The 20,341-nt window shown below is 32.3% G+C and carries 20 protein-coding genes; 18 read left to right on the forward strand and 2 right to left on the reverse strand.

Annotation, left to right across the window (positions count from 1 at the left end; genetic code table 11):
• Positions 1–15: 15 nt before the first annotated feature.
• The 8 genes from rplQ (at position 16) to KA873_RS03420 (ending at position 6,462) form a co-directional block, all read left to right on the forward strand.
• Positions 16–384 carry a 50S ribosomal protein L17 gene (gene rplQ / locus KA873_RS03385; protein ID WP_019468662.1) on the forward strand — a complete coding sequence of 123 codons (369 nt, stop codon included), beginning with the start codon at positions 16–18 and terminating at the stop codon, positions 382–384.
• A gap of 627 nt (positions 385–1,011) precedes the next feature.
• Positions 1,012–1,824 (forward strand): energy-coupling factor transporter ATPase, encoded by an 813-nt coding sequence (locus KA873_RS03390; RefSeq protein ID WP_019468663.1) that lies wholly within the window; start codon positions 1,012–1,014, stop codon positions 1,822–1,824.
• Positions 1,821–2,684 (forward strand): energy-coupling factor transporter ATPase, encoded by an 864-nt coding sequence (locus KA873_RS03395; protein ID WP_107504560.1) that lies wholly within the window; start codon positions 1,821–1,823, stop codon positions 2,682–2,684. The genes KA873_RS03390 and KA873_RS03395 overlap by 4 nt, the downstream gene beginning before the upstream one ends.
• Entirely contained in the window at positions 2,674–3,480 is an 807-nt protein-coding gene (locus KA873_RS03400; protein ID WP_210140157.1) for an energy-coupling factor transporter transmembrane component T family protein, read from the forward strand. Before KA873_RS03395 ends, KA873_RS03400 begins: the two co-directional genes overlap by 11 nt.
• Before the next feature lie 3 nt (positions 3,481–3,483).
• The gene (gene truA / locus KA873_RS03405) at positions 3,484–4,290 is read left to right on the forward strand and encodes a tRNA pseudouridine(38-40) synthase TruA (RefSeq protein WP_107504558.1); all 807 of its coding nucleotides are present in this window, start codon (positions 3,484–3,486) and stop codon (positions 4,288–4,290) included.
• A gap of 202 nt (positions 4,291–4,492) precedes the next feature.
• Positions 4,493–4,930, forward strand: coding sequence for a 50S ribosomal protein L13 (gene rplM / locus KA873_RS03410; protein WP_107383898.1), 438 nt, complete (start codon positions 4,493–4,495; stop codon positions 4,928–4,930).
• A gap of 19 nt (positions 4,931–4,949) precedes the next feature.
• On the forward strand, positions 4,950–5,342 hold the full coding sequence (gene rpsI / locus KA873_RS03415) for a 30S ribosomal protein S9 (protein ID WP_019468668.1): 393 nt from the start codon (positions 4,950–4,952) through the stop codon (positions 5,340–5,342).
• A 247-nt stretch (positions 5,343–5,589) separates the two neighbouring features.
• Complete coding sequence (locus KA873_RS03420; RefSeq protein WP_107504557.1) at positions 5,590–6,462, forward strand: alpha/beta hydrolase; 873 nt, start codon at positions 5,590–5,592, stop codon at positions 6,460–6,462.
• A 79-nt stretch (positions 6,463–6,541) separates the two neighbouring features.
• On the opposite strand, the gene KA873_RS03425 is transcribed toward KA873_RS03420, so the two are convergent.
• Positions 6,542–7,537, reverse strand: coding sequence for an LLM class flavin-dependent oxidoreductase (locus KA873_RS03425; RefSeq protein ID WP_107383896.1), 996 nt, complete (start codon positions 7,535–7,537; stop codon positions 6,542–6,544).
• A gap of 143 nt (positions 7,538–7,680) precedes the next feature.
• Between KA873_RS03425 and KA873_RS03430 the strand changes: the two genes are divergently transcribed.
• From KA873_RS03430 to KA873_RS03455, 6 genes are all read left to right on the forward strand, one after another.
• Positions 7,681–8,688: an NADP-dependent oxidoreductase gene (locus KA873_RS03430; RefSeq protein WP_107383895.1), complete on the forward strand. Its 1,008-nt coding sequence runs from the start codon at positions 7,681–7,683 to the stop codon at positions 8,686–8,688.
• A 17-nt stretch (positions 8,689–8,705) separates the two neighbouring features.
• A complete protein-coding gene (locus KA873_RS03435) occupies positions 8,706–9,713 on the forward strand; it encodes a zinc-binding alcohol dehydrogenase family protein (protein ID WP_107383894.1) in 1,008 nt (335 codons plus the stop codon).
• A 342-nt stretch (positions 9,714–10,055) separates the two neighbouring features.
• On the forward strand, positions 10,056–11,648 hold the full coding sequence (locus tag KA873_RS03440; RefSeq protein ID WP_107383893.1) for a BCCT family transporter: 1,593 nt from the start codon (positions 10,056–10,058) through the stop codon (positions 11,646–11,648).
• A 116-nt stretch (positions 11,649–11,764) separates the two neighbouring features.
• Positions 11,765–12,301, forward strand: coding sequence for an alkaline shock response membrane anchor protein AmaP (gene amaP, locus KA873_RS03445; RefSeq protein ID WP_107383892.1), 537 nt, complete (start codon positions 11,765–11,767; stop codon positions 12,299–12,301).
• Between the two features lie 12 nt (positions 12,302–12,313).
• On the forward strand, positions 12,314–12,553 hold the full coding sequence (locus tag KA873_RS03450) for a DUF2273 domain-containing protein (RefSeq protein WP_019468675.1): 240 nt from the start codon (positions 12,314–12,316) through the stop codon (positions 12,551–12,553).
• Between the two features lie 59 nt (positions 12,554–12,612).
• Complete coding sequence (locus KA873_RS03455; protein ID WP_107383891.1) at positions 12,613–13,119, forward strand: Asp23/Gls24 family envelope stress response protein; 507 nt, start codon at positions 12,613–12,615, stop codon at positions 13,117–13,119.
• Positions 13,120–13,191: 72 nt separating this feature from the next.
• Here KA873_RS03455 and KA873_RS03460 read toward each other — a convergent pair whose 3' ends face one another.
• Positions 13,192–15,141, reverse strand: a complete 1,950-nt coding sequence (locus tag KA873_RS03460; RefSeq protein ID WP_210140158.1) for an IucA/IucC family protein — start codon at positions 15,139–15,141, stop codon at positions 13,192–13,194.
• A gap of 100 nt (positions 15,142–15,241) precedes the next feature.
• On the opposite strand from KA873_RS03460, the gene KA873_RS03465 reads away from it, so the two are divergent.
• The 4 genes from KA873_RS03465 (at position 15,242) to KA873_RS03480 (ending at position 20,340) form a co-directional block, all read left to right on the forward strand.
• A complete protein-coding gene (locus KA873_RS03465) occupies positions 15,242–16,417 on the forward strand; it encodes an MFS transporter (protein ID WP_107383889.1) in 1,176 nt (391 codons plus the stop codon).
• Positions 16,414–18,171, forward strand: a complete 1,758-nt coding sequence (locus tag KA873_RS03470) for an IucA/IucC family protein (protein ID WP_107383888.1) — start codon at positions 16,414–16,416, stop codon at positions 18,169–18,171. Before KA873_RS03465 ends, KA873_RS03470 begins: the two co-directional genes overlap by 4 nt.
• Positions 18,172–18,173: 2 nt before the next feature.
• On the forward strand, positions 18,174–19,235 hold the full coding sequence (locus KA873_RS03475) for an alanine racemase (RefSeq protein WP_107505113.1): 1,062 nt from the start codon (positions 18,174–18,176) through the stop codon (positions 19,233–19,235).
• Positions 19,236–19,329: 94 nt separating this feature from the next.
• On the forward strand, positions 19,330–20,340 hold the full coding sequence (locus KA873_RS03480) for an ABC transporter substrate-binding protein (RefSeq protein ID WP_107505112.1): 1,011 nt from the start codon (positions 19,330–19,332) through the stop codon (positions 20,338–20,340).
• Position 20,341 lies beyond the last annotated feature (1 nt).

Consider the following 20,341-nt stretch of genomic DNA (forward strand, 5'->3'; position numbering starts at 1 on the left):
AAAGGAGGTTAACTCATGGGTTACAGAAAATTAGGTCGTACTTCTGATCAACGTAAAGCGATGTTACGTGACTTAGCTACTTCACTTATTGTTAGTGAACGTGTTGAAACGACAGAAGCACGTGCAAAAGAATTACGTAGTGTTGTTGAAAAATTAATCACTTTAGGTAAAAAAGGAGATTTAGCATCTCGTCGTCAAGCTGCTAAAACTTTACGTAATGTTGAAGTCTTAAATGAAGATGAAACTACACAAACTGCACTTCAAAAATTATTTGGTGAAATTGCTGAACGTTATACAGAACGTCAAGGTGGTTACACACGTATCCTTAAAGTAGGCCCTCGTCGCGGTGACGGTGCTGAATCAGTAATTATAGAATTAGTTTAATTTAAATACACATACTACTATGTATAAAGCAAATGAGTGCAACGATAATGTTTGCCACATACAAATATTGTCTAGCTCAGAGTACCCCATCAAACTTAATAAATTTTAAAGCGTGAACTCAAATATGATGGGGTGCGCGCTTTTTTTTGTTAGTCCCCCTTAATTCGAAGAATTTAGGGGGACTTATGCAATTGCGAAGCAATAGCGAACCGCTGAGCCTTAATTCGAAGAATTTAGGGGGACTTATGCAATTGCGAAGCAATAGCGAACTGCTGAGCCTTAATTCGAAGAATTTAGGGGGACTTATGCAATTGCGAAGCAATAGCGAACTGCTGAGCCTTAATTTGGGTAAGGTAAAGGAATACATTCATAGAGCCAATGCATAAGAAGTTCTAACTAGGCAATATTTTGTTCATAAATTTAAAAGTAGATAAATTGCTAAGAAACAATAATTGTTAACTATTTATATTAATGAGAAGTGTATTTTATGCTCAAAATTATCTTTATGCGTGTCTCAATAAATAAAATTTAAAAGAGAAATTAATGAAGATGAAGTGCTTATTTATCGTTTTTCATGTAAAATGATTAAGTATATGATTAATATTTTTGATTTAGGAGATAACTGGTATGATAACGCAAGCAGAAGAAATAATTAAATTTGATCATGTATCTTTTAAATATAATAGCGATGAACCACTTGCGTTAAATGATGTATCATTTAGCATTCCTAGAGGCAAATGGACCTCTATAGTAGGTCATAATGGTTCAGGTAAATCAACGATAGCAAAACTGATGATAGGCATTCAAAAACCTTTTGAGGGCCAAATATATTTAAACGGTGTTAGTATCAATGACGATAACTTAAATAAGTTGAGACAGCATATAGGAATTGTATTTCAAAATCCAGAAAATCAATTTGTTGGGTCTACTGTGGAATTTGATGTAGCATTTGGTTTAGAAAATAATGCTATGACTTACGAGAAAATGCATGAAATTGTGCCTAAAGCATTAGCGGATGTAGATATGCTGGACAGAGCTACATATGAGCCGCAATCACTTTCTGGTGGCCAAAAACAGCGTGTCGCTATCGCAGGTGTTTTAGCATTAAATACAGATATCATCATATTAGATGAAGCGACGTCTATGTTAGATCCAGAAGGTAGAACAGAATTAATTTCACTCATACATCGTTTAAAGGAAGAAAAAGATGTGACAATTATATCCATCACTCATGATTTATCTGAAGCTATAGATGCGGATCATTTAGTTGTTTTAAACCAAGGCTTTCTATATCAATCAGGTTTGCCTCAAGTTATTTTTAATAAAGGAGAGGCATTAACACAAATAGGTTTAGATTTACCGTTTGCAATGAGAATGAGCCAACAACTATTAGGTGTTACTGACTATATTTCTTATGAAGGGTTGGTAAGCAAATTATGACTGTTAAATTCAATCAAGTGTCCTATGTTTATCAAAAAGGAACACCTTATGAACATCTTGCATTGAAAGAGATTGTAACTACTTTTGAACAAGGTAAGTATTATGCAGTGATTGGTCAAACAGGCTCTGGTAAGTCTACATTAATACAGCATATTAATGGATTGCTAAAACCGTCACATGGCGCTTTAGAGGTCGATGAGGTCATGATTACGCACAAGACTAGAGATAAATATTTAAAGCAAGTGCGTAAGCGTGTAGGGGTAGTATTCCAATTTCCAGAATCACAACTTTTTGAAGACTCCGTGGAACGAGAAATTTTATTCGGACCTAAAAATTTTAATATGCCACTTGAAGAAGTAAAAACACGAGCATTTCAATTATTATTAGAGTTCGGTTTTAATAGGGATATACTTGAACAATCACCTTTCCAAATGTCGGGAGGTCAAATGAGAAAAATAGCAATTACTTCTATATTAGCTATGGATCCAGATATTGTTATTTTAGATGAACCTACTGCAGGACTTGACCCTAAAAGTAGAAATCAAATCATGGAAATGTTAAAGAAACTTCAGCTTGAACAAAATAAAACAATCATATTAGTTACGCATGAAATGAATGATGTTGCAAAATATGTTGATGAAGTGAAAATTATTAAACATGGCAAGTTAGTGGAAAGCTGTTCTCCAAGAAAATTGTTTAATGCTGACGACTATGTTAAAGATATGCATTTAGATGTACCAGACATCGTCAAATTACAGAGAGATATTGAAGCAAAGCATCAATTTAAATTTGAGCGCACGGCATTAACCGAATCAGAATTCACTGAGATGTATAAGGAGTGGCAACAACATGAGAGATAAGTTTATTATAGGACGTTATCTTCCATTAGACACTTTTGTACATCGTCGTGATCCACGTGCCAAATTAATATTTGTATTTTTATTTATCATACTAATATTTTTTGCACATTCATTTATCACTTATTTATGGTTATTCTTGATCATTGTAACCATGATGAAAGTAGCGCACATAAAATCTTGGTTTTTAATAAAGGGATTAACACCTATATGGATTTTTCTGATTTTCACCTTTTTAATGCATTTGTTTTTAACTAAAGGTGGTATGCGTATATTTGAGATAGGGTTTATTTCAATTGATACTCAGGGCGTTTTAGAAGGTATTTATATTGTGTTGAGGCTAATGTTTATCATTATGGTATCTACGATCATGACTTTAACGACAAGTCCATTAGATCTTACTGATGCGTTTGAACGATTATTATATCCATTAAAGTTGATAAAAGTTCCTGTACATTTACTGAGTATGATGATGTCAATCGCTTTACGTTTTATTCCAACTTTAATGAATGAGCTAGATAAGATTATCTTAGCACAGAAATCAAGAGGTTCTGAAATCAGTTCTGGGGGGTTAATTAACAGAGTTAAAGCATTTATTCCTTTATTGATACCCTTATTTATCTCAGCTTTCCAAAGAGCAGAAGATTTAGCCATTGCAATGGAAGTCCGTGGTTATGAAACAAACAAACAGCGAACAAGTTATCGTCAATTAGACTGGCAATGGTTTGATAGTTTGTTATTGATTTCAATTATACCAATAGCAATAATATTATTTGTGTTAAAGTATATGGGAGTGTAAAGAATGGTTCGTGTTTTAGTAAATATTTCATATCAGGGTAGTCAATTCTTGGGTTTTCAAATCCAAAATAATGGTAGAACTGTACAACAACAATTTGAAAAAATACTTAAGCGCATGCACAAACGACATATCAGGATACATCCTAGTAGTCGAACTGATCGTGGCGTGCATGCATTAGAACAATATTTTCATTTTGACACAGAGCTTAACATTTCACCAGATCAATGGCGATATGCGATGAATCGGGCATTGCCTGATGATGTTTATGTGAAAGATGTTTCATTTGTAGATGAATCATTCCATTGTCGTTATGATTGTGTCGGTAAAACTTATCGCTATAAAGTTTATCAATCACCTAATAAAAATCCATTTGAATGTGGTTTGAAAAATCACGTACCAGAAAGTTTAAACTTTGAAAAAATGTCACAAGCTGCCAATTTGTTTATTGGTACACATGACTTTACTGGATTTTGTTCCCAAAAAACAGAAGTTGAAAGTAAAGTCCGTACATTATATGAAAGTAAAATAGAAAAAACAGAATATGGTTTTGATTATGTCGTTACTGGTTCGGGATTTTTATATAATATGGTGCGTGTGTTAGTAGCATTTTTAATTGGAGTAGGCAAAGGGAAATTCCAACCTGAGGTAGTTCCACAATTATTAATTGCTAAAGATCGCAATAAAGTTCCGTTCACTGCACCAGCTGATGGATTGTATTTGGAACATATATATTTATCCCCCAAAGCACTGAAAAGAGACTTTGGTGAAGATATAAAAATATATCAAAAAAAATCTACACAAAATAGTTGAATTACATTGACAAAACCCCATAAAAATTATACGATAACTAACGGTATTGTTTTATATCACCCCACGATAAGCCCCGGAATCTTATTGTGTAACAAGATATAGAAGCACGTAGAAATTATAAATTAACAAAATAAATGAATTTAAGTTTAAATATCACTTTAATTAGACAAGAAACATTTATTTATTCTAGGAGGACAATTATATGCGTCAAACATTTATGGCTAATGAAGCAAACATTGAGCGCAAATGGTATGTTATTGATGCTGAAGGTAAAACACTTGGTCGTTTATCATCAGAAGTAGCTGCTATTCTACGCGGTAAAAATAAAGTAACTTATACACCACACGTTGATTCAGGTGATTATGTAATTATCATCAACGCTGCTAAAATTCAATTCACTGGTAATAAAGAACAAGACAAAATGTATTACCGTCATAGTAACCACCCAGGCGGAATCAAATCAATCTCTGCTGGTGAGTTAAAAGCTACAAACCCAGAACGTCTACTTGAAAACTCAATTAAAGGTATGTTACCAAGCACACGTCTAGGTGAAAAACAAGGCAAAAAATTATTTGTATATGGTGGCGCTGAACATCCACACGCTGCACAACAACCAGAAAACTACGAGTTACGTGGTTAATTAAAAGGAGGAAATTACATTGGCACAAGTTGAATATAAAGGCACAGGCCGTCGTAAAAACTCAGTAGCACGTGTACGTTTAGTACCTGGCGAAGGTAACATTACTGTTAACCACACTGATGTACGTAGCTACTTACCATTCGAATCATTAATCTTAGACTTAAACCAACCATTTGATGTTACAGAAACTAAAGGTAACTATGATGTATTAGTTAACGTTCACGGTGGTGGCTTCACTGGACAAGCACAAGCTATCCGTCATGGTATTGCACGTGCTTTATTAGAAGCAGATCCTGAATATAGAGGTTCATTAAAACGCGCTGGATTACTTACACGTGACCCACGTATGAAAGAACGTAAAAAACCAGGTCTTAAAAAAGCTCGTCGTTCACCACAATTCTCAAAACGTTAATTTCCCAAATGTTGTTGCGAATATTTTTCGCTCACAGATTTGGTACATTAATTGCTTAGGTAATTGATGTCAAACAGAAGAAACGTTTCAAACTTCCCATATTAATATGGGAAGTTTTTTTGTTTTATAAATAATCAAAAATGTATACAACTTTTGTACTCGTAAAAATAGAAAGAATTTGTTTTATTTTAGTAAGTTCAAATAGTATGAAGTATAATAAAATAAAACAGTATTAGAGGTTATACATATGACATTCAACAAACTAAATCATCACTTAAAAAAATTGAGTATCGTATTAATATTAATTATTTTTTCTAGCATTATTCTTTTGGTCATGAACCAAGTGTTTAACAAAACGTTAATTAAAAACATGTCCAGTGAAACATCAGTACCGACATTTTATTTACATGGTTATTCTGGAACAACTCAATCAGAAAAATACATGGTAAATTCGGCAGTCCAAAATAATATTACAAATGACGTTGTTGAAGCTAAAGTTTCATCAAATGGAAAGGTGACATTTAATAAAAATATATCTAACAATATGAAGCGTCCAATTATAAAAATTATACTTGAAGATAATGAAAATAAAAATTTAGAAAAAAATGCACAATGGATCAAAAATGTTATGATAGCTTTTAATGCAAAATATCATTTTAAAAAATTTAATTTTGTTGCACATTCAATGGGAAATCAATCTTTTAGTTATTATATGTTAAAGTATGGTGATGATAGTGTTTTACCTAAGTTGAATAAGCAAGTTAGTTTAGCTGGAAACTTTAACGGAGAAGTAGATATCAATGGTTTAGACTTAAATATACATTTAGACAAAAATGGCAAACCCAACAAGATGTTAAAAGAATACCGCGATTTATTATCCATGCAAGCACACTATCCTAAAAACGCTGAAGTTCTTAATATTTATGGTGATTTAAAAGACGGGACGCATTCTGATGGTAGAGTAACGAATGTATCATCAGAATCGTTAAGGTACTTATTATCAAATCATGTTAAAACTTATAAAACATACAAAGTTTATGGACCTAAAGCTGAACATAGCGAGCTTCATGATAATGAAAAAGTTACAGATCAAATTAATGCATTTCTTTGGGAATTATAAATAAAAAAGATAACTCTATTATATTAGAATTATCTTTTGAACAGTTATGAAGTCACTATATTTACTCATTATAAAAAACTTAAAATTGATTGTTTTCAATTGCTAATAATTGTAACACGTTTTTGCGGTTTGACTCCCCATAAACATGTGGTTGAATCATTACTTCATCCGCATTGTAGTTATGTGCGATTGCTTGTAATTGTGTGTAAACTTCATTTGGTAAACCACTGATAAAGCGTGGTTCATTTTGCCTCATTTTTTCAAGTTCTCTAGTAGATGGTTGTCTTTGTTGAGCAAATGTAATTGATGGATAGTGACTAGGTTGTTTTAAATAGTTAATACGCAATAACCATAGATGAAAAGCTTGTTCCAATTCTTTAATCTTTTGAATGTCATTTGCAGTGATTACAAAAGTTGAAATAATAACATAAGGTGTTCGGTTTGGATGAAGTTTTGAAAATAGTTTTCGATAATCATCGATGGATTGTTTAACCTTATCTTTATTCTTACCCATTAAAGCAGTGACAAAGGGTAAACCAAGTTGTGCAGCGAGTTCAGCGCTATTTTGGCTTGTGCCCAATAAATGCATATCAGGTTGTGTATTGATTAAAGGTGTAGCGTATAATCCAAGAAATCTTTGTCTTTGAATGTCATCATTAAAATAGTTTGTTAAATCCACAATTTGTGTTTTAAAATCAACGTTGGTTGTTTTGTTTTCATTTAATGCTTGATTTACATTTTTAAAACTCATAGAACGGCCAATGCCTAAATCCACTCTGCCGGGATGACGTCCTTCTAGTATTTTAAATACTTCTGCTACTTTATATGCACTATAGTGAGGAAGCATAACACCACCACTGCCTATGCGAATCGAATTTGTATTTTCTAGCAAAGTCATCATTATCATTTCAGGAGCACTAGAAGCAACTGACAATACTTTGTGATGTTCAGCAACCCAAAATCGATAAAAACCTAGCGATTCTGCAAATTGAGCTAATTCAACAGAATGATTTATCGCTTGAGTAGTATCGCTGCCTTCAAATATTGGAACATAGTCTAGTATACTTAATCGCATATTACACTCTCCTTCATTACAATCATTTAAGTGCTCCATTTTATTTATCATAACACGAGGACAAAATATCAAATAAGCGATTTGATTGATTGCATAACTTCATCACTATAGAATAGAAGAAAATATGAAATGGAGGCAAAATAATGAAAACAGAAAGCATTGTATTAGCAAAACGCCCAGAAGGCATACCTTCTGATGATGTATTTAGATACGAAACTATTGAAATAGATGAGCCTGGTAATGATGAGATTCAAGTTGAAGCGATATATATTTCGGTAGATCCATATATGCGTGGCAGAATGGATGATAGTAAATCTTATATACAACCATTTCAATTAGATGAACCATTGGCAGGACATATTGTTGGAAAAGTAGTGCAATCCAACGCTGACACTTTTGAGCAAGGTGATTATGTATTAGGTATGTTACCTTGGCAAAAATATACAAATGTATCAGCTCAAAAAGTTACGAAAATTACTCAGAGAGACATTCCACTTTATTTATATCTAAGTGTATTAGGTATGACTGGTCAAACGGCATACCATGGTCTGCTAAAAATCGGCCAACCAAAAGAAGGAGAAACTGTTGTTGTATCTGCAGCTTCAGGGGCTGTCGGTTCAGTAGTAGGTCAAATAGCTAAATTAAAAGGTGCGCGTGTGGTTGGTATTGCAGGCGGAACAACCAAAACGAAATATTTAACTGAACAATTAGGATTTGATGCTAGTGTAGATTATAAAGCTGATAACTTCTCAGAACAATTAGCTCAAGCAGTTCCAGATGGTGTAGATGTTTATTTTGAAAATGTTGGTGGACACATTGCAGATGAAGTAATGAAACACTTAAATCAATTTGCTAGAATTCCAGTATGTGGTGCAATTTCTGGCTATAATGATAAAAGTATTGAGCACGGACCACGTATTCAGCCGATTTTGATAAAATCACAAGCACTTATGAAAGGATTTGTTGTTGCAAATTTTGCTGATGACTTTAAACAAGCGAGTCAACAGCTTGCTCAGTGGGTAAATGAAGATAAAATAAAAACAAAAACTTCGATCGTAGAAGGATTTGAAAACGTGCCTAATGCATTTAGAAATTTATTTACTGGAGATAATTTTGGTAAACAAGTGGTCCAAGTTTCAGACAATTTATAAGTAAAGGAGATGCACATATGAAAGCAATTGCTGCAGATAGACCGTTTACATTAGATGAGGGTAATCAATTTTATGAAATGGATATAGAGAAGCCAAAGCCTCAGCAATATGAATTATTAGTGCGTTTAACTGCTATTAGTGTGAATCCAGTAGATACGAAAATTAGACAATCGTCTATAAATGAGTCGCCAAGAATTTTAGGATATGATGCTGTAGGTGTTGTAGAAGCTATAGGCGAAGATGTTAAACAATTTAAGATTGGCGATGAAGTTTATTATTCAGGTTCACCTTCGTATCAAGGATCGAATCAGACATATCAACTTGTTGATGAACGATTGGTAGCATTGAAGCCGAGTAATATTAGTGATGTTGAAGCGGCAAGTCTCCCTTTAACTGGTTTAACAGCTTCAGAAACGCTTTTTGATGTTTTTAATATTTCTCATAATCCAGAAGAAAATAAAGGCAAGTCCATATTAATAATTAATGGCGCAGGTGGCGTAGGCAGTATCGCAACACAGATAGCAAAGTATTACGGGCTACACGTCATCACCACTGCATCTCGCAATGAAACGTATAATTGGTCAAAATCATTAGGTGCAGACATCGTGTTGAATCATAAAAATAATCTGACAGATGAATTTAAAAAATATGAAATTAGTGAAGTAGATTATATATTTTGTACTTTTGATACGGACTTGTATTACGAAAAAATGATTGAATTAGTAAAACCACGCGGTAAGATTGCTACAATTGTTGCTTTCAACAATAAGCAAGATTTAAATTTATTGAAGCCTAAAAGTGTAACCTTTACACATGAATATATGTATTCAAGACCGTTAAATAAAACAGAAGATATGTCTATTCATGGTACCTATTTAAAAGATATCACTAACAAAGTAGAATCAGGCGACTATAAACCAACAGCAAATGAAGTGTTAAAAGGATTAACAGCAGATAATATTTATGAAGCGCATAAAAAAATGGAAAACCACAGCATGGTTGGCAAATTAGTTATTTCTATTTAGTAAAAGTGCACGATGTTATAAATATGAACACTGCTATTGAGAAATTCTTATTGTTAAGCAATACTATAAAAGTTTAACAGCTTTCAATAAAATAGCTGCTACAAAGGAGCAAAGACAATCAAAACAGTATATTTGATTGTTATTTTGCTCCTTTATTTTTTCAAAGTAACGGTTTCTCACAATATCAATATCGAAAATTATTACTTTTGAATATACGCACAATTTAAGATATAAAATGTATAAATTAAAGTGTTAAATACAATTAAATTCATAAATTACGCATATTACCACGATGTAAGGGTATATATGACACATAAAGTAAAGGGAGAGTGTCATGTTAATATGCGTCTTAAAAAATTAACAGTAGTTTTTTGGGTAGCGCTAACGATTTGTACGCTATTTGTTATTTATGGCGCAATTGCGCCTAAACAATTAGAATCGGTTACACAAGCGATTACCAATTTTATTGCAGTAAATTTTGGATGGTATTATTTACTATTAGTATTAGCTATTTTAGTTGTATCTATTTATTTATTATTTTCTAGATATTCAACAATAACTTTAGGAGAAGAAGGAGAAGACCCAGAATTTTCACTAAAATCATGGTTTGCAATGTTGTTTAGTGCGGGTATGGGGATTGGTTTAGTATTTTGGACAACAGCTGAACCTATCAGTCATGCATTTACATTAACACCGATACATAAAGCAGGAACACAAACTGCTATAAATGAAGCGATGCAGTTCTCATTTTTCCACTGGGGTATACATGCATGGGCAGTGTACGGAATTGTTGGACTTGTGTTTGCATACTTTAATTTTCATAAAGGTTATCCTGGATTAGTGAGTGCTACATTAAGACCAGTTTTAGGAGAAAAGATGATGCGTGGGCCAATAGGTGGCGCAATCGATGTGCTTGCAATTATCGCCACAGTGACTGGTGTTGCTGCGACACTTGGATTTGGTGCATTACAAATTAATGAAGGTCTAAATTTTTTATTTAAAATACCTTCTAATTTTGGTACACAAGTTGTGATTATTGTTATTGCTACAGTGTTATTTACGTGGTCTGCTTGGTCAGGTATTGATAAAGGCATTAAAAACTTAAGTAATATTAATATGTTTTTAGCTTTTGTAGTATTAATCGCATTATTTTGTGTCGGACCTACGTTAAACATTTTAAATACGTTTACTAACTCATTGGGAGATTATATTGCTAATTTCTTTAACATGAGTTTACGTATTCCACAATCAGGTGGAGAGAAATTCCAATGGTTGCAACAGTGGACAATTTTCTACTGGGCATGGTGGGTCTCTTGGGCACCTTTTGTTGGCATATTCATTGCTCGAGTTTCTCGAGGTAGAACAATTAAAGAATTTATTTTAGGTGTACTTTTTGTACCTGCACTTGTTTGTTTTTTATTCTTTGCAGTGTTCGGGGCGTCAGCGATTTATTTACAGCAAAATGGCATTGCCAACATTGCTAAAGAGGCAACTGAAACTGCAACATTTGCAACACTTGAGCATTTTCCATTAGGATTTTTACTCAGTATTATTACACTCATTGTAATTATGATTTTCTTTGTTACTTCAGCAGACTCTGCAACTTATGTACTAGGTATGTTGAGTTCTAAAGGGAGTATTAATCCATCTGGCGTAGTAAAAGTAAGTTGGGGTGTTATTTTAGCACTATTTGCTATGATTATGATTTATACAGGTGGTACACAGTCAATACAAAACTTATTAATCATAGCAGCATTACCTTTTTCAATCGTTATTATCTTTATGATTTGGTCGTTATTCAAATCATTATCAATTGAAAAACCACGGCCTAGCAATAAATTACTTGTTTCAGATGAAAAATATTTACAATATCGAAAAGCGAGTCAAGACCATGAAAAAAATAGTCAATCACAAACGCATCACGACAGTAATTAAAATTATTTTACCAAATACATTATAATTTCAATTTAAAATGTTTTTACTTTTATTTAACGGGGTATAAAGATGTATGACATGTACATATAATTTAACTATAGGAGGTGTCATACGAGGTGAAGCGAATTAAAAATTTTATACTAGGTCTATTAATCGTAGTCATCGTTGGTTTTTTACTATTTATGTATATCAAAGATTCTAGAATTAGTGAGTACCAAGACTACTTCAAGCAATTTAATTGGTTTGAACCGACGCTTATTGGCTTAGCAGCCCTACTGATTTTAATAGGTCTAATACTTGTATTTAGCTTGTTTAAACCTACGTACAGAAAACCTGGACTTTATAAAGACTATGAAGATGGACATATTTATGTATCAAGAAAAGCAGTTGAAAAATCTGCATACGATACACTTGTAAAATATGACCAAATTCGTCAACCAAATGTTATAGCGAAACTATATAACAAGAAAAAGAAATCACATATTGCTTTAAAAGCGGATTTCTTTGTTCCAGGTGATGTTCAAGTTGGTTCATTGACAGAAGAAGTAAGAAATGACATTAAACAAAATGTTGAGCATTTCACAGAATTACCAGTTTCAAAATTAGAGGTTAATGTTAGAGATCAAAAAGCCTCAGGCAAACGTGTGTTGTAAGGGAGGGTTATCATGGCTAACAATAATAACCAACAAAGACAAGATTCTACACAAGAAGTTGTTGATTTTTTCAAAACGTTTAAATGGAGAATAATTGGATTTTTAGCATTTCTAATTATCGCTATCTTATTTTTAACGTTAGGTTTCTGGAGTACAATATTAATAATTGTTTTATGTTTAATTGGTATTGGTATTGGGTATACTAAAGACCGTAAGCAGGATTTTTTGAATTTCTTAAATCGATGGAGTTAATTAATTTAAAATAGTAAATTAATCATTTTAAAATCTTATATAAAAAAGGAGAATTAATTATGGCAGTAGATAATAATAAAGCAAAACAAGCATATGATAATCAAACTGGAGTAAAAGAAAAAGAGCAAGAACAGCAACAACAGCAACAACAACAGCAACAAGAACCAGAATTCACTAATAAGTTAACTTTCTCAGACGAAGTTATTGAAAAAATTGCTGGTATTGCTGCACGCGAAGTAAATGGTATTTTAGAAATGAAAGGCGGCTTCGTTGATAACATTTCTAGTTCATTTGGTAGCAGTAACAACGTAACACAAGGTGTTAGCGTTGAAGTAGGCGAAAAACAAGCGGCAGTTGATTTAAAAGTTATTTTAGAATATGGTGAATCTGCACCTAAAATCTTCCGCAAAGTGACAGACTTAGTAAAAGAACAAGTTAAATATATTACTGGTCTTGAAGTTGTAGAAGTGAATATGCGTGTTGAAGACGTGATGACTAGAAAAGAATGGTCACAAAAAAATGAAAAAAGCCAAGATTCAAACAACGAAAATAAAGGCTTACAATAATGCTTAATACAAAACTACCGGTAAAGTAATTACTTTACCGGTAGTTTTTTTGTACGTTCATATAGCGTATTTTTATTCCTGATATAATGGATTGCTAACCTTGATATAAGTATAATAATCCGCTTCATCTGTGAGGCGCATCGTTGTAACACATTTATAATCTATTTTTGGTGCCAATAGAATTGATTTAATATTTTCTACGCGTTGTTGGTCATCTATATCATTTGCAATAACTTTTAATTTAGCAATTAAAATATCACGGATCAATTGCCAAAGTTGAGTTTCAAAATTAGAGTGCTCACTTGATTTTGTAATACTGACAATTAATTCACCGAGATGATTTTGAATACTTGAGTAAAAAACTTTATTGAATACTGTTTGAGGTTGGTCAGATAAAATTAAAGATTTTTCATGAAATTTTGCAGTACTATAGCCCATCTTATTTAAGTGCATTTGATCTATACGTAGCCCTTCAAAATCACGTATATAAAGTGTATCTAAAAGCCCATCTTCGGTAAATGTAGCGATTGAATTTTGTAGATGCGCTTCAAGGGCGATTCCGTATTTCACATATAGAGGAATCGTGATATCTATTAAGGCTTGGCTGTATTGTTGTATCCAAGATAAAGCAGCTATTTCAAAGGTCGGAAGTTTATTTTTTTCTTTATATTTTTTAATTAACGAGACAATTAATGGTTCATCATTATATATAGTTGAAGTAACTAATGCTGAAGGAATGATGGGTGTAGTATCATTTTTGATCAATTGATAAATATTGGTTCTAAATAATGTACCTAGTTGTTCACTTCTTTTTGTTCTGATAGTTGTCTCATCCAATGAGTTATAAAAATGAATACCGGCAAGCTCATCAATTGTATCAGCGTTTATATGCTTAAACAATGAATCATTTTGTTTAATATCATTAAGGATACGTGTTACCTGTGGCCCATTTATTGTAGTTTGTTCAGATAATGTTCTTATCTCACCAGTAATATGAACATTAGTTGATAACTTAATATGAGGTAATTTTTCAGGATATTTGGGCATTAATGTTCTAAATGATAGTCCTGCGTAATATGATTGTTGATAATCAATTGGTATCACTTTCTTGGTATTTAATTCTACTTTGTACTCCTGTAATAATATATGGTCGTATTGCCATGGATGCACGACCATTACGTAATATTGATTAATTTGATCACGACCAACATGATTCATAACAGCTGCTTCTAACCCTTCAAACATTCTAAAAAGTAAATCATTTTCTTCTTCAATATAAGTTTGAGCTTTTGCTATTGATTTATGTATTAAAATAAATTGTAAGGATATGGCATTACCAAATTCCGCTGAATAATTAATTACAGTTTCTGGTGTCATTCCTTTTCGTAATTTAGCTCCCGGATGAATTGGGTGTCCTTCAATAACAAACTGTTCAGAACTCAAATAACTATCCTCTGAATTTATAATTAAATCATATAAACTTTTTTTATTGTTTTCTAATGTGTATGCTTGATAGCTTAATGCAATTGCCATATTTGTGACAATATTGTTCAAATCTTCATAAAATTGAGTGCTAGCTTCATTATCAAGTTCTGGCGATATTGTTAAAATAATGTTTAATATTTCATTTGGATGTTGTACCCTATTGTAACTGCCATTGTGTTCAATATAAAATGGCCCTTGAACATCTAAGCGATCAAATGCATGTTCTCCTGTTATAGTTGCATATAGTGTCTTATTAAGTTTAGGAAACGCAATGGATAACAATTTACTGTTTGCTGGTAAGTGTTCAATGTTCAAATCTTGATTAGAAATAACCTTACTGTGGCTCCGACTTTCTACTAAATTTTCCCTATGTAATGAAGAAATTAATCTTTGAGATATTTTATCTCGACTTTCTAAAAGCATATTTAGGAACAATTTTGCCCATTGTTCATTGATTGATGATAAATAATCAAATGCATGTTGTTCGTCATTGTTAATATTATTTAAAAAATTGTTGTTAATACTTTTTGAATTCATAAAGCACCTCTAAAAATTATTTTACAAAAGTATAAGATATTTGTATAATCCATAATATCGATAATGATAATTATTATCAATTAAAAAGTCAGGTGAAATTATGGCAAAGTATTTTTTCCCAAGTTCGTTCCTATTATTTTTAGGAAATTGGATTGGACATATCACTTTAAATTGGTATGTGTATACGTTATATCATAACGCAATTCATCTTGGACTCATTAATTTTTTCCGTCTTGTACCTATTTTACTCATAAGTGTATGGGCTGGTGCATTAGCAGATCGATGTAATAGGGGGAAATTATTGAAAATAACTATCTCTTCTTCTTTCTTACTTACCACTTTATTGTGTGTCTTAATCTTTCAAGAATGGGATATACCGATTGTAGTATTTTTATTATATTCATTGGGTAGAGGTATTATGAGTGCAATAGAAACGCCAGTTCGTCAATCTGTACTACCAGATTTGACGAAACGTTTAACAACAACACAGGTTGTTTCGTACCATTCATTTATTATTAATATTTGTAGATCTATAGGTCCTGCTATAGCAGGTTTAGTAATGGCGAGTTATAACGCAGAAATAAGTTTCATTATACAAGCGGTATGTTACTTAATATCTTTAATGCTGTGCTTGCCTCTCAAGATTGAACAACCGAGAGATAATGAAGCACAAACACAAATGAGTATTAAATTTGTGTTTGAATACTTTAAAGATAATAGTGTTGGCACTAGGATATTTGTAACATCTTTATTTATAATGGCTAGTGGTTTTACATATACTTCATTATTACCAGTTTTAACAGATAAGACGTTCCCTGAACAAGTAACGATGTTTGGGACAGCAATGACATGTTGTGCAATAGGTGGTATTATTGCGACGATGATTTTACCTAATTTACTAGAAAACATCTCTATGGTGAAGATGTATTATTATAGTTCGATATTATTTGGCGTTTCTTTATTAGGTAGTATTAGCCAGAATATTGTTGTTTTTTTTATTTCAGTTTTCTTAATTGGTCTGTTCAGTCAATGGATGCGTACCACTAATAGGATTTATTTTCAACATCGTGTTAAATCAGAACATCGAGGGAAAATACTAAGTGTTGTAATGATGGATAGAGGGATGATTCCCCTAGGTGCCATGATCATGAGTTTTTTAACTGAGTACATAGGTATTATAGAAACCTTCATTATTATGGGATTAAGTACCTTAACGATTGCATTAATATTTGGCACGATTAACAGACAAAGAACAAATGGAGGCAATGTTGTATGATGCATCATATATGGAAATTAGCAGATTTAAATATTCAACACCGCATGTTTAATGCAATTCTTAAAGAACATATTTTTCCTGAGCAAATGTTCTTTAAGTCTTTTGATAAATGCCTAGAACTTCAATACAAAGGACAAGCATTAAATGTTAACTATATAAGAAAGAGTCCTTTAATGCGTTATGTCTTTGAAGGTGAGATACGTTATATTAAAGGTGACGCAAGTTTTAATATTGAATCTTTGGAACAATTGCTTGAATTATTAACAAATCAATTTGATATCCCTATTAGTACTAGACTAACAGCAGAGTTACAATCAAGCCGAGAAGGACTAGCGATGAGTTATGAACATTTTAATAATAGACAATCCAACATTCGTGATAGTTTGAATTTTTCAAGAATGCCAATTACGATCAACTTTTTTACATGGCTCCAACATATGAAAGAAGATAATGACGTTAATGATTTAATTTATTCTGAAAGTCTTGTAGTGGAGGGGCATCCAACGCACCCTTTAACTAAAACAAAGTTACCCTTAACGAATGAAGAAGTTAAATTATATGCGCCTGAATTTGAAAAAATTATTCCATTGAAAATCATGCTTATCCATAAACAATTTTGTATAGCAACTGCGATGGAAGACGATGAACAATATATCATCAATCAAGTCATTCCTGAATATAAAGTTAAAATAAAAGCATTTCTAGATTCACATGATTTAGATTTAGCAGATTATCGAATTATATTTGTACATCCATGGCAATATGAAAATGTTATTCCACAACAATTTGGACATTGGATAGAAACACAACGTCTTGTAGCGACACCGTTTGACTTAGAATCCAAAGCAACACTGTCTTTTAGAACAATGGAGCTACTCAATAAACCATTTCATGTCAAATTACCAATAAATGTTCAGGCGACAAGTGCAGTGAGAACCGTTTCAGCAGTAACAACCGTTGACGGTCCTAAATTAAGTTATGAGCTGCAAGATATGATGGATGTGTATCCTCAATTAAAGGTCGCGTTGGAGCCCTATGGTATATATGCTGATACAGATGAAGATATCGCACGCCAATTAGCTTGTATTGTGCGCTATCAGCCACAAATTTCAAACACTGGTCTCACGATAGTAACTGGAAGTTTGGTCAATAGAAATCCTGTAGATAATCAAATCATTGTCGATAGTTATATAGAATGGCTTGGTCTAAAGTTAACCAAAGAGACAATTAAAAAATTTATTAGTAATTATGCATTAACACTTATAAAACCATTAATAGCCTATATCCAAGATTACGGTGTTGCATTAGAAGCGCACATGCAAAACACAATTGTTAATTTGAACCACGATTTTAAAATGAAGTTTATGATCAGAGATTTAGGAGGTTCAAGAATTGACTTAGATACGTTAAAAGCTCAATTACCTAACATTAATGTTACTAATAAAAGTTTAATCGTCGAGAATATTGAAGCGGTCATTGCAAAATTTCAACATGCTGTCATTCAAAATCAAATTTCAGAACTAATACATCATTTTACGCAATATGATGGTATTGAAGCAGACGAACTATTTGACCTTGTACGCGAAGCAGTTGAACAATCCATTGATTCTAAAAAAGCACATGCACACATACTACGACAAACCTTATTTGGAGCTAAAATAAATGTGAAAGCATTGCTACGTATGCGAATGGAAGGTAAGGTTAAAAATTATTTAACTGTAGATTTAGATAATCCTTTAAGTAATGAGGTGTAATTATGGCAAAAATCAACATAAATCTTTCTAAAATTAAATACAACGCCATGACATTAAACACACTTTTAAAACAACATCACATTGCTTTTACACCTGTGATTAAATGTGTAGCGGGTGATAAAACAATCGTTGAAACGTTGAAAAGTATTGGCATTACACATGTTGCAGACGCAAGGATCAGCAATATTCTAAAAAGTACAGATGAAGCCATATCTTATACATTAATTAGAAATAGTAACCATGATGAATTAGAAAATGTAGTACGCCACGTTGACATGAGCATCCAAACTGAATTAGAAACAATACGACAAATCAATGAAATCGCAAGTAATTATAATGTGAAACATAAAATATTATTAATGGTTGATTGGAAAGATGCTAGAGAAGGTGTGCTGACTTACGATGTAATTGCCTATATTAGAGAAATTATTAACATGCATCATATTTGCCTCAAAGGATTGGCTTTTAATTTTATGTGTTTTAATGCTATTGCACCAACCGAAGAGGATGTTGAGATGATCAATCAGTTTATAACTTCAATCGAGAAAGAAACACATATGAAATTTGAAATAATCTCAGGTGGCAATTCTAGTATGCTATTACAAATGCTTTATAACGATTTAGGAAAAATTAATGAATTAAGAGTTGGAGAAACTTTGTTTAGAGGAATTGAAACGACTACAAATAATTCATTTGCTACTTTATATCAAAATGCCATCATTTTAGAAACAGAAATTGTTGAAATCAAACCACGTATTAACATGAATGATGGACAACACTATTTACAAGCAATTGTAGATATAGGAAATTTAGACACAGACGTTAATGACATTAAACCATTACATCATCAAGTGAAAGTTTTGGGTGCGACGAGTGACCACCTTATGATAAATTTATTAAATAATGATCATTACCGTATCGGAGATAAAATACAGTTCAGTTTAGGTTACAAAGCTTTAGCACAAAGTATGTTTGTACCTAATTTAGCTAAAGATTATCAGAGTGATGATGTTATTGAAAAAATGTGTTATATCAAAAATATGAGAATATTGAATAAAATTTGATTTTTATCAAATTTTAATAAAAAAATTATTGACATTGAGAATCGTTATCAATAAAATTAGATGTGTAATGATACATATCTAAGGAGTGAAAACGATGAAGCAGAGATCTAAATGGATGGGTCTATTATTAATCACATTAACGCTTATCCTGTTAGCGGCTTGTGGTAAAGTTAGTGATAATGGTTCTGACCAATCTAAAAATGACGACAAAAGTAAAAACGGCACAACGATTAAGCATGATGGAGGAACAACTAACATTGATAAAAAACCTAAACGTGTAGTTGCACTTGAGTTTTCATTTGTTGATGCATTAGCGGCATTGGATATTAAACCGGTTGGTGTCGCTGATGATGGTAAAAAAGATAGAATTTTAGCACCGATTCGTGAAAAAATAGGTGATTATCAATCAGTGGGTGCACGTAAACAACCAAACCTGGAAGAAATTAGTAATCAGAAACCAGATTTAATTATCGCAGATAGTAATAGACATAAAGGCATACAAAAAGATTTAGAAAAAATTGCCCCTACGATAATGTTACCAAGCTTTGATAGTGATTATAAAGACAACTTAGAGGCATTTAAAACAATTGCTAAAGCTACAGGTGAAGAAGATAAAGGAAAAGAAAGATTAAAAGAACATAATGAGTTAATGGATAAATATAAGAAAGAAATAACAATGGACAAATCTCAACCAGTATTAGCTACAGTAATTGCCAAATCTGGTTTGCTTGCACACCCAGAAAATACATATGTAGGTGAATTATTAAAAGAATTAGGTTTTAACAACGCGCTTAATAAAACTGAAACAGATAATCTATCTAAGTATTTAAAAGGACCATACTTACAACTAAATTCAGAAGTGCTTTCAGACATTAATCCAGGACGCATGTTTATCATGGTGGACAAAGGAAAAGCTGATCCAAACTTGAAAAAGCAAGAAGAAGAGCCAGTTTGGCAAAGTTTAGATGCTGTTAAAAATGATAGAATTGCTATTGTAGATAGAAATACTTGGGCTCGTGCAAGAGGTATCATTTCTTCTGAAGAGATTGCTAAACAGTTAGTAGAGATTTCAAAAGATGAAAAAAATGATAAACAACAAAAGTAAG

Origin of the sequence: Staphylococcus sp. GDY8P45P, assembly GCF_017892745.1 — a bacterium.
GTDB classification, from domain to species: domain Bacteria; phylum Bacillota; class Bacilli; order Staphylococcales; family Staphylococcaceae; genus Staphylococcus; species Staphylococcus cohnii.

What these genes read in the sequence shown, in the direction of transcription:
- rplQ (WP_019468662.1), top strand. Translation starts at nt 16, where the DNA reads ATGGGTTACAGAAAATTAGGTCGTACTTCTGATCAACGTAAAGCGATG.
- KA873_RS03390 (WP_019468663.1), top strand. Translation starts at nt 1,012, where the DNA reads ATGATAACGCAAGCAGAAGAAATAATTAAATTTGATCATGTATCTTTT.
- KA873_RS03395 (WP_107504560.1), top strand. Translation starts at nt 1,821, where the DNA reads ATGACTGTTAAATTCAATCAAGTGTCCTATGTTTATCAAAAAGGAACA.
- KA873_RS03400 (WP_210140157.1), top strand. Translation starts at nt 2,674, where the DNA reads ATGAGAGATAAGTTTATTATAGGACGTTATCTTCCATTAGACACTTTT.
- truA (WP_107504558.1), top strand. Translation starts at nt 3,484, where the DNA reads ATGGTTCGTGTTTTAGTAAATATTTCATATCAGGGTAGTCAATTCTTG.
- rplM (WP_107383898.1), top strand. Translation starts at nt 4,493, where the DNA reads ATGCGTCAAACATTTATGGCTAATGAAGCAAACATTGAGCGCAAATGG.
- KA873_RS03420 (WP_107504557.1), top strand. Translation starts at nt 5,590, where the DNA reads ATGACATTCAACAAACTAAATCATCACTTAAAAAAATTGAGTATCGTA.
- KA873_RS03425 (WP_107383896.1), bottom strand. Translation starts at nt 7,537, where the DNA reads ATGCGATTAAGTATACTAGACTATGTTCCAATATTTGAAGGCAGCGAT.
- KA873_RS03430 (WP_107383895.1), top strand. Translation starts at nt 7,681, where the DNA reads ATGAAAACAGAAAGCATTGTATTAGCAAAACGCCCAGAAGGCATACCT.
- KA873_RS03435 (WP_107383894.1), top strand. Translation starts at nt 8,706, where the DNA reads ATGAAAGCAATTGCTGCAGATAGACCGTTTACATTAGATGAGGGTAAT.
- KA873_RS03440 (WP_107383893.1), top strand. Translation starts at nt 10,056, where the DNA reads ATGCGTCTTAAAAAATTAACAGTAGTTTTTTGGGTAGCGCTAACGATT.
- KA873_RS03450 (WP_019468675.1), top strand. Translation starts at nt 12,314, where the DNA reads ATGGCTAACAATAATAACCAACAAAGACAAGATTCTACACAAGAAGTT.
- KA873_RS03455 (WP_107383891.1), top strand. Translation starts at nt 12,613, where the DNA reads ATGGCAGTAGATAATAATAAAGCAAAACAAGCATATGATAATCAAACT.
- KA873_RS03460 (WP_210140158.1), bottom strand. Translation starts at nt 15,141, where the DNA reads ATGAATTCAAAAAGTATTAACAACAATTTTTTAAATAATATTAACAAT.
- KA873_RS03465 (WP_107383889.1), top strand. Translation starts at nt 15,242, where the DNA reads ATGGCAAAGTATTTTTTCCCAAGTTCGTTCCTATTATTTTTAGGAAAT.
- KA873_RS03470 (WP_107383888.1), top strand. Translation starts at nt 16,414, where the DNA reads ATGATGCATCATATATGGAAATTAGCAGATTTAAATATTCAACACCGC.
- KA873_RS03475 (WP_107505113.1), top strand. Translation starts at nt 18,174, where the DNA reads ATGGCAAAAATCAACATAAATCTTTCTAAAATTAAATACAACGCCATG.
- KA873_RS03480 (WP_107505112.1), top strand. Translation starts at nt 19,330, where the DNA reads ATGAAGCAGAGATCTAAATGGATGGGTCTATTATTAATCACATTAACG.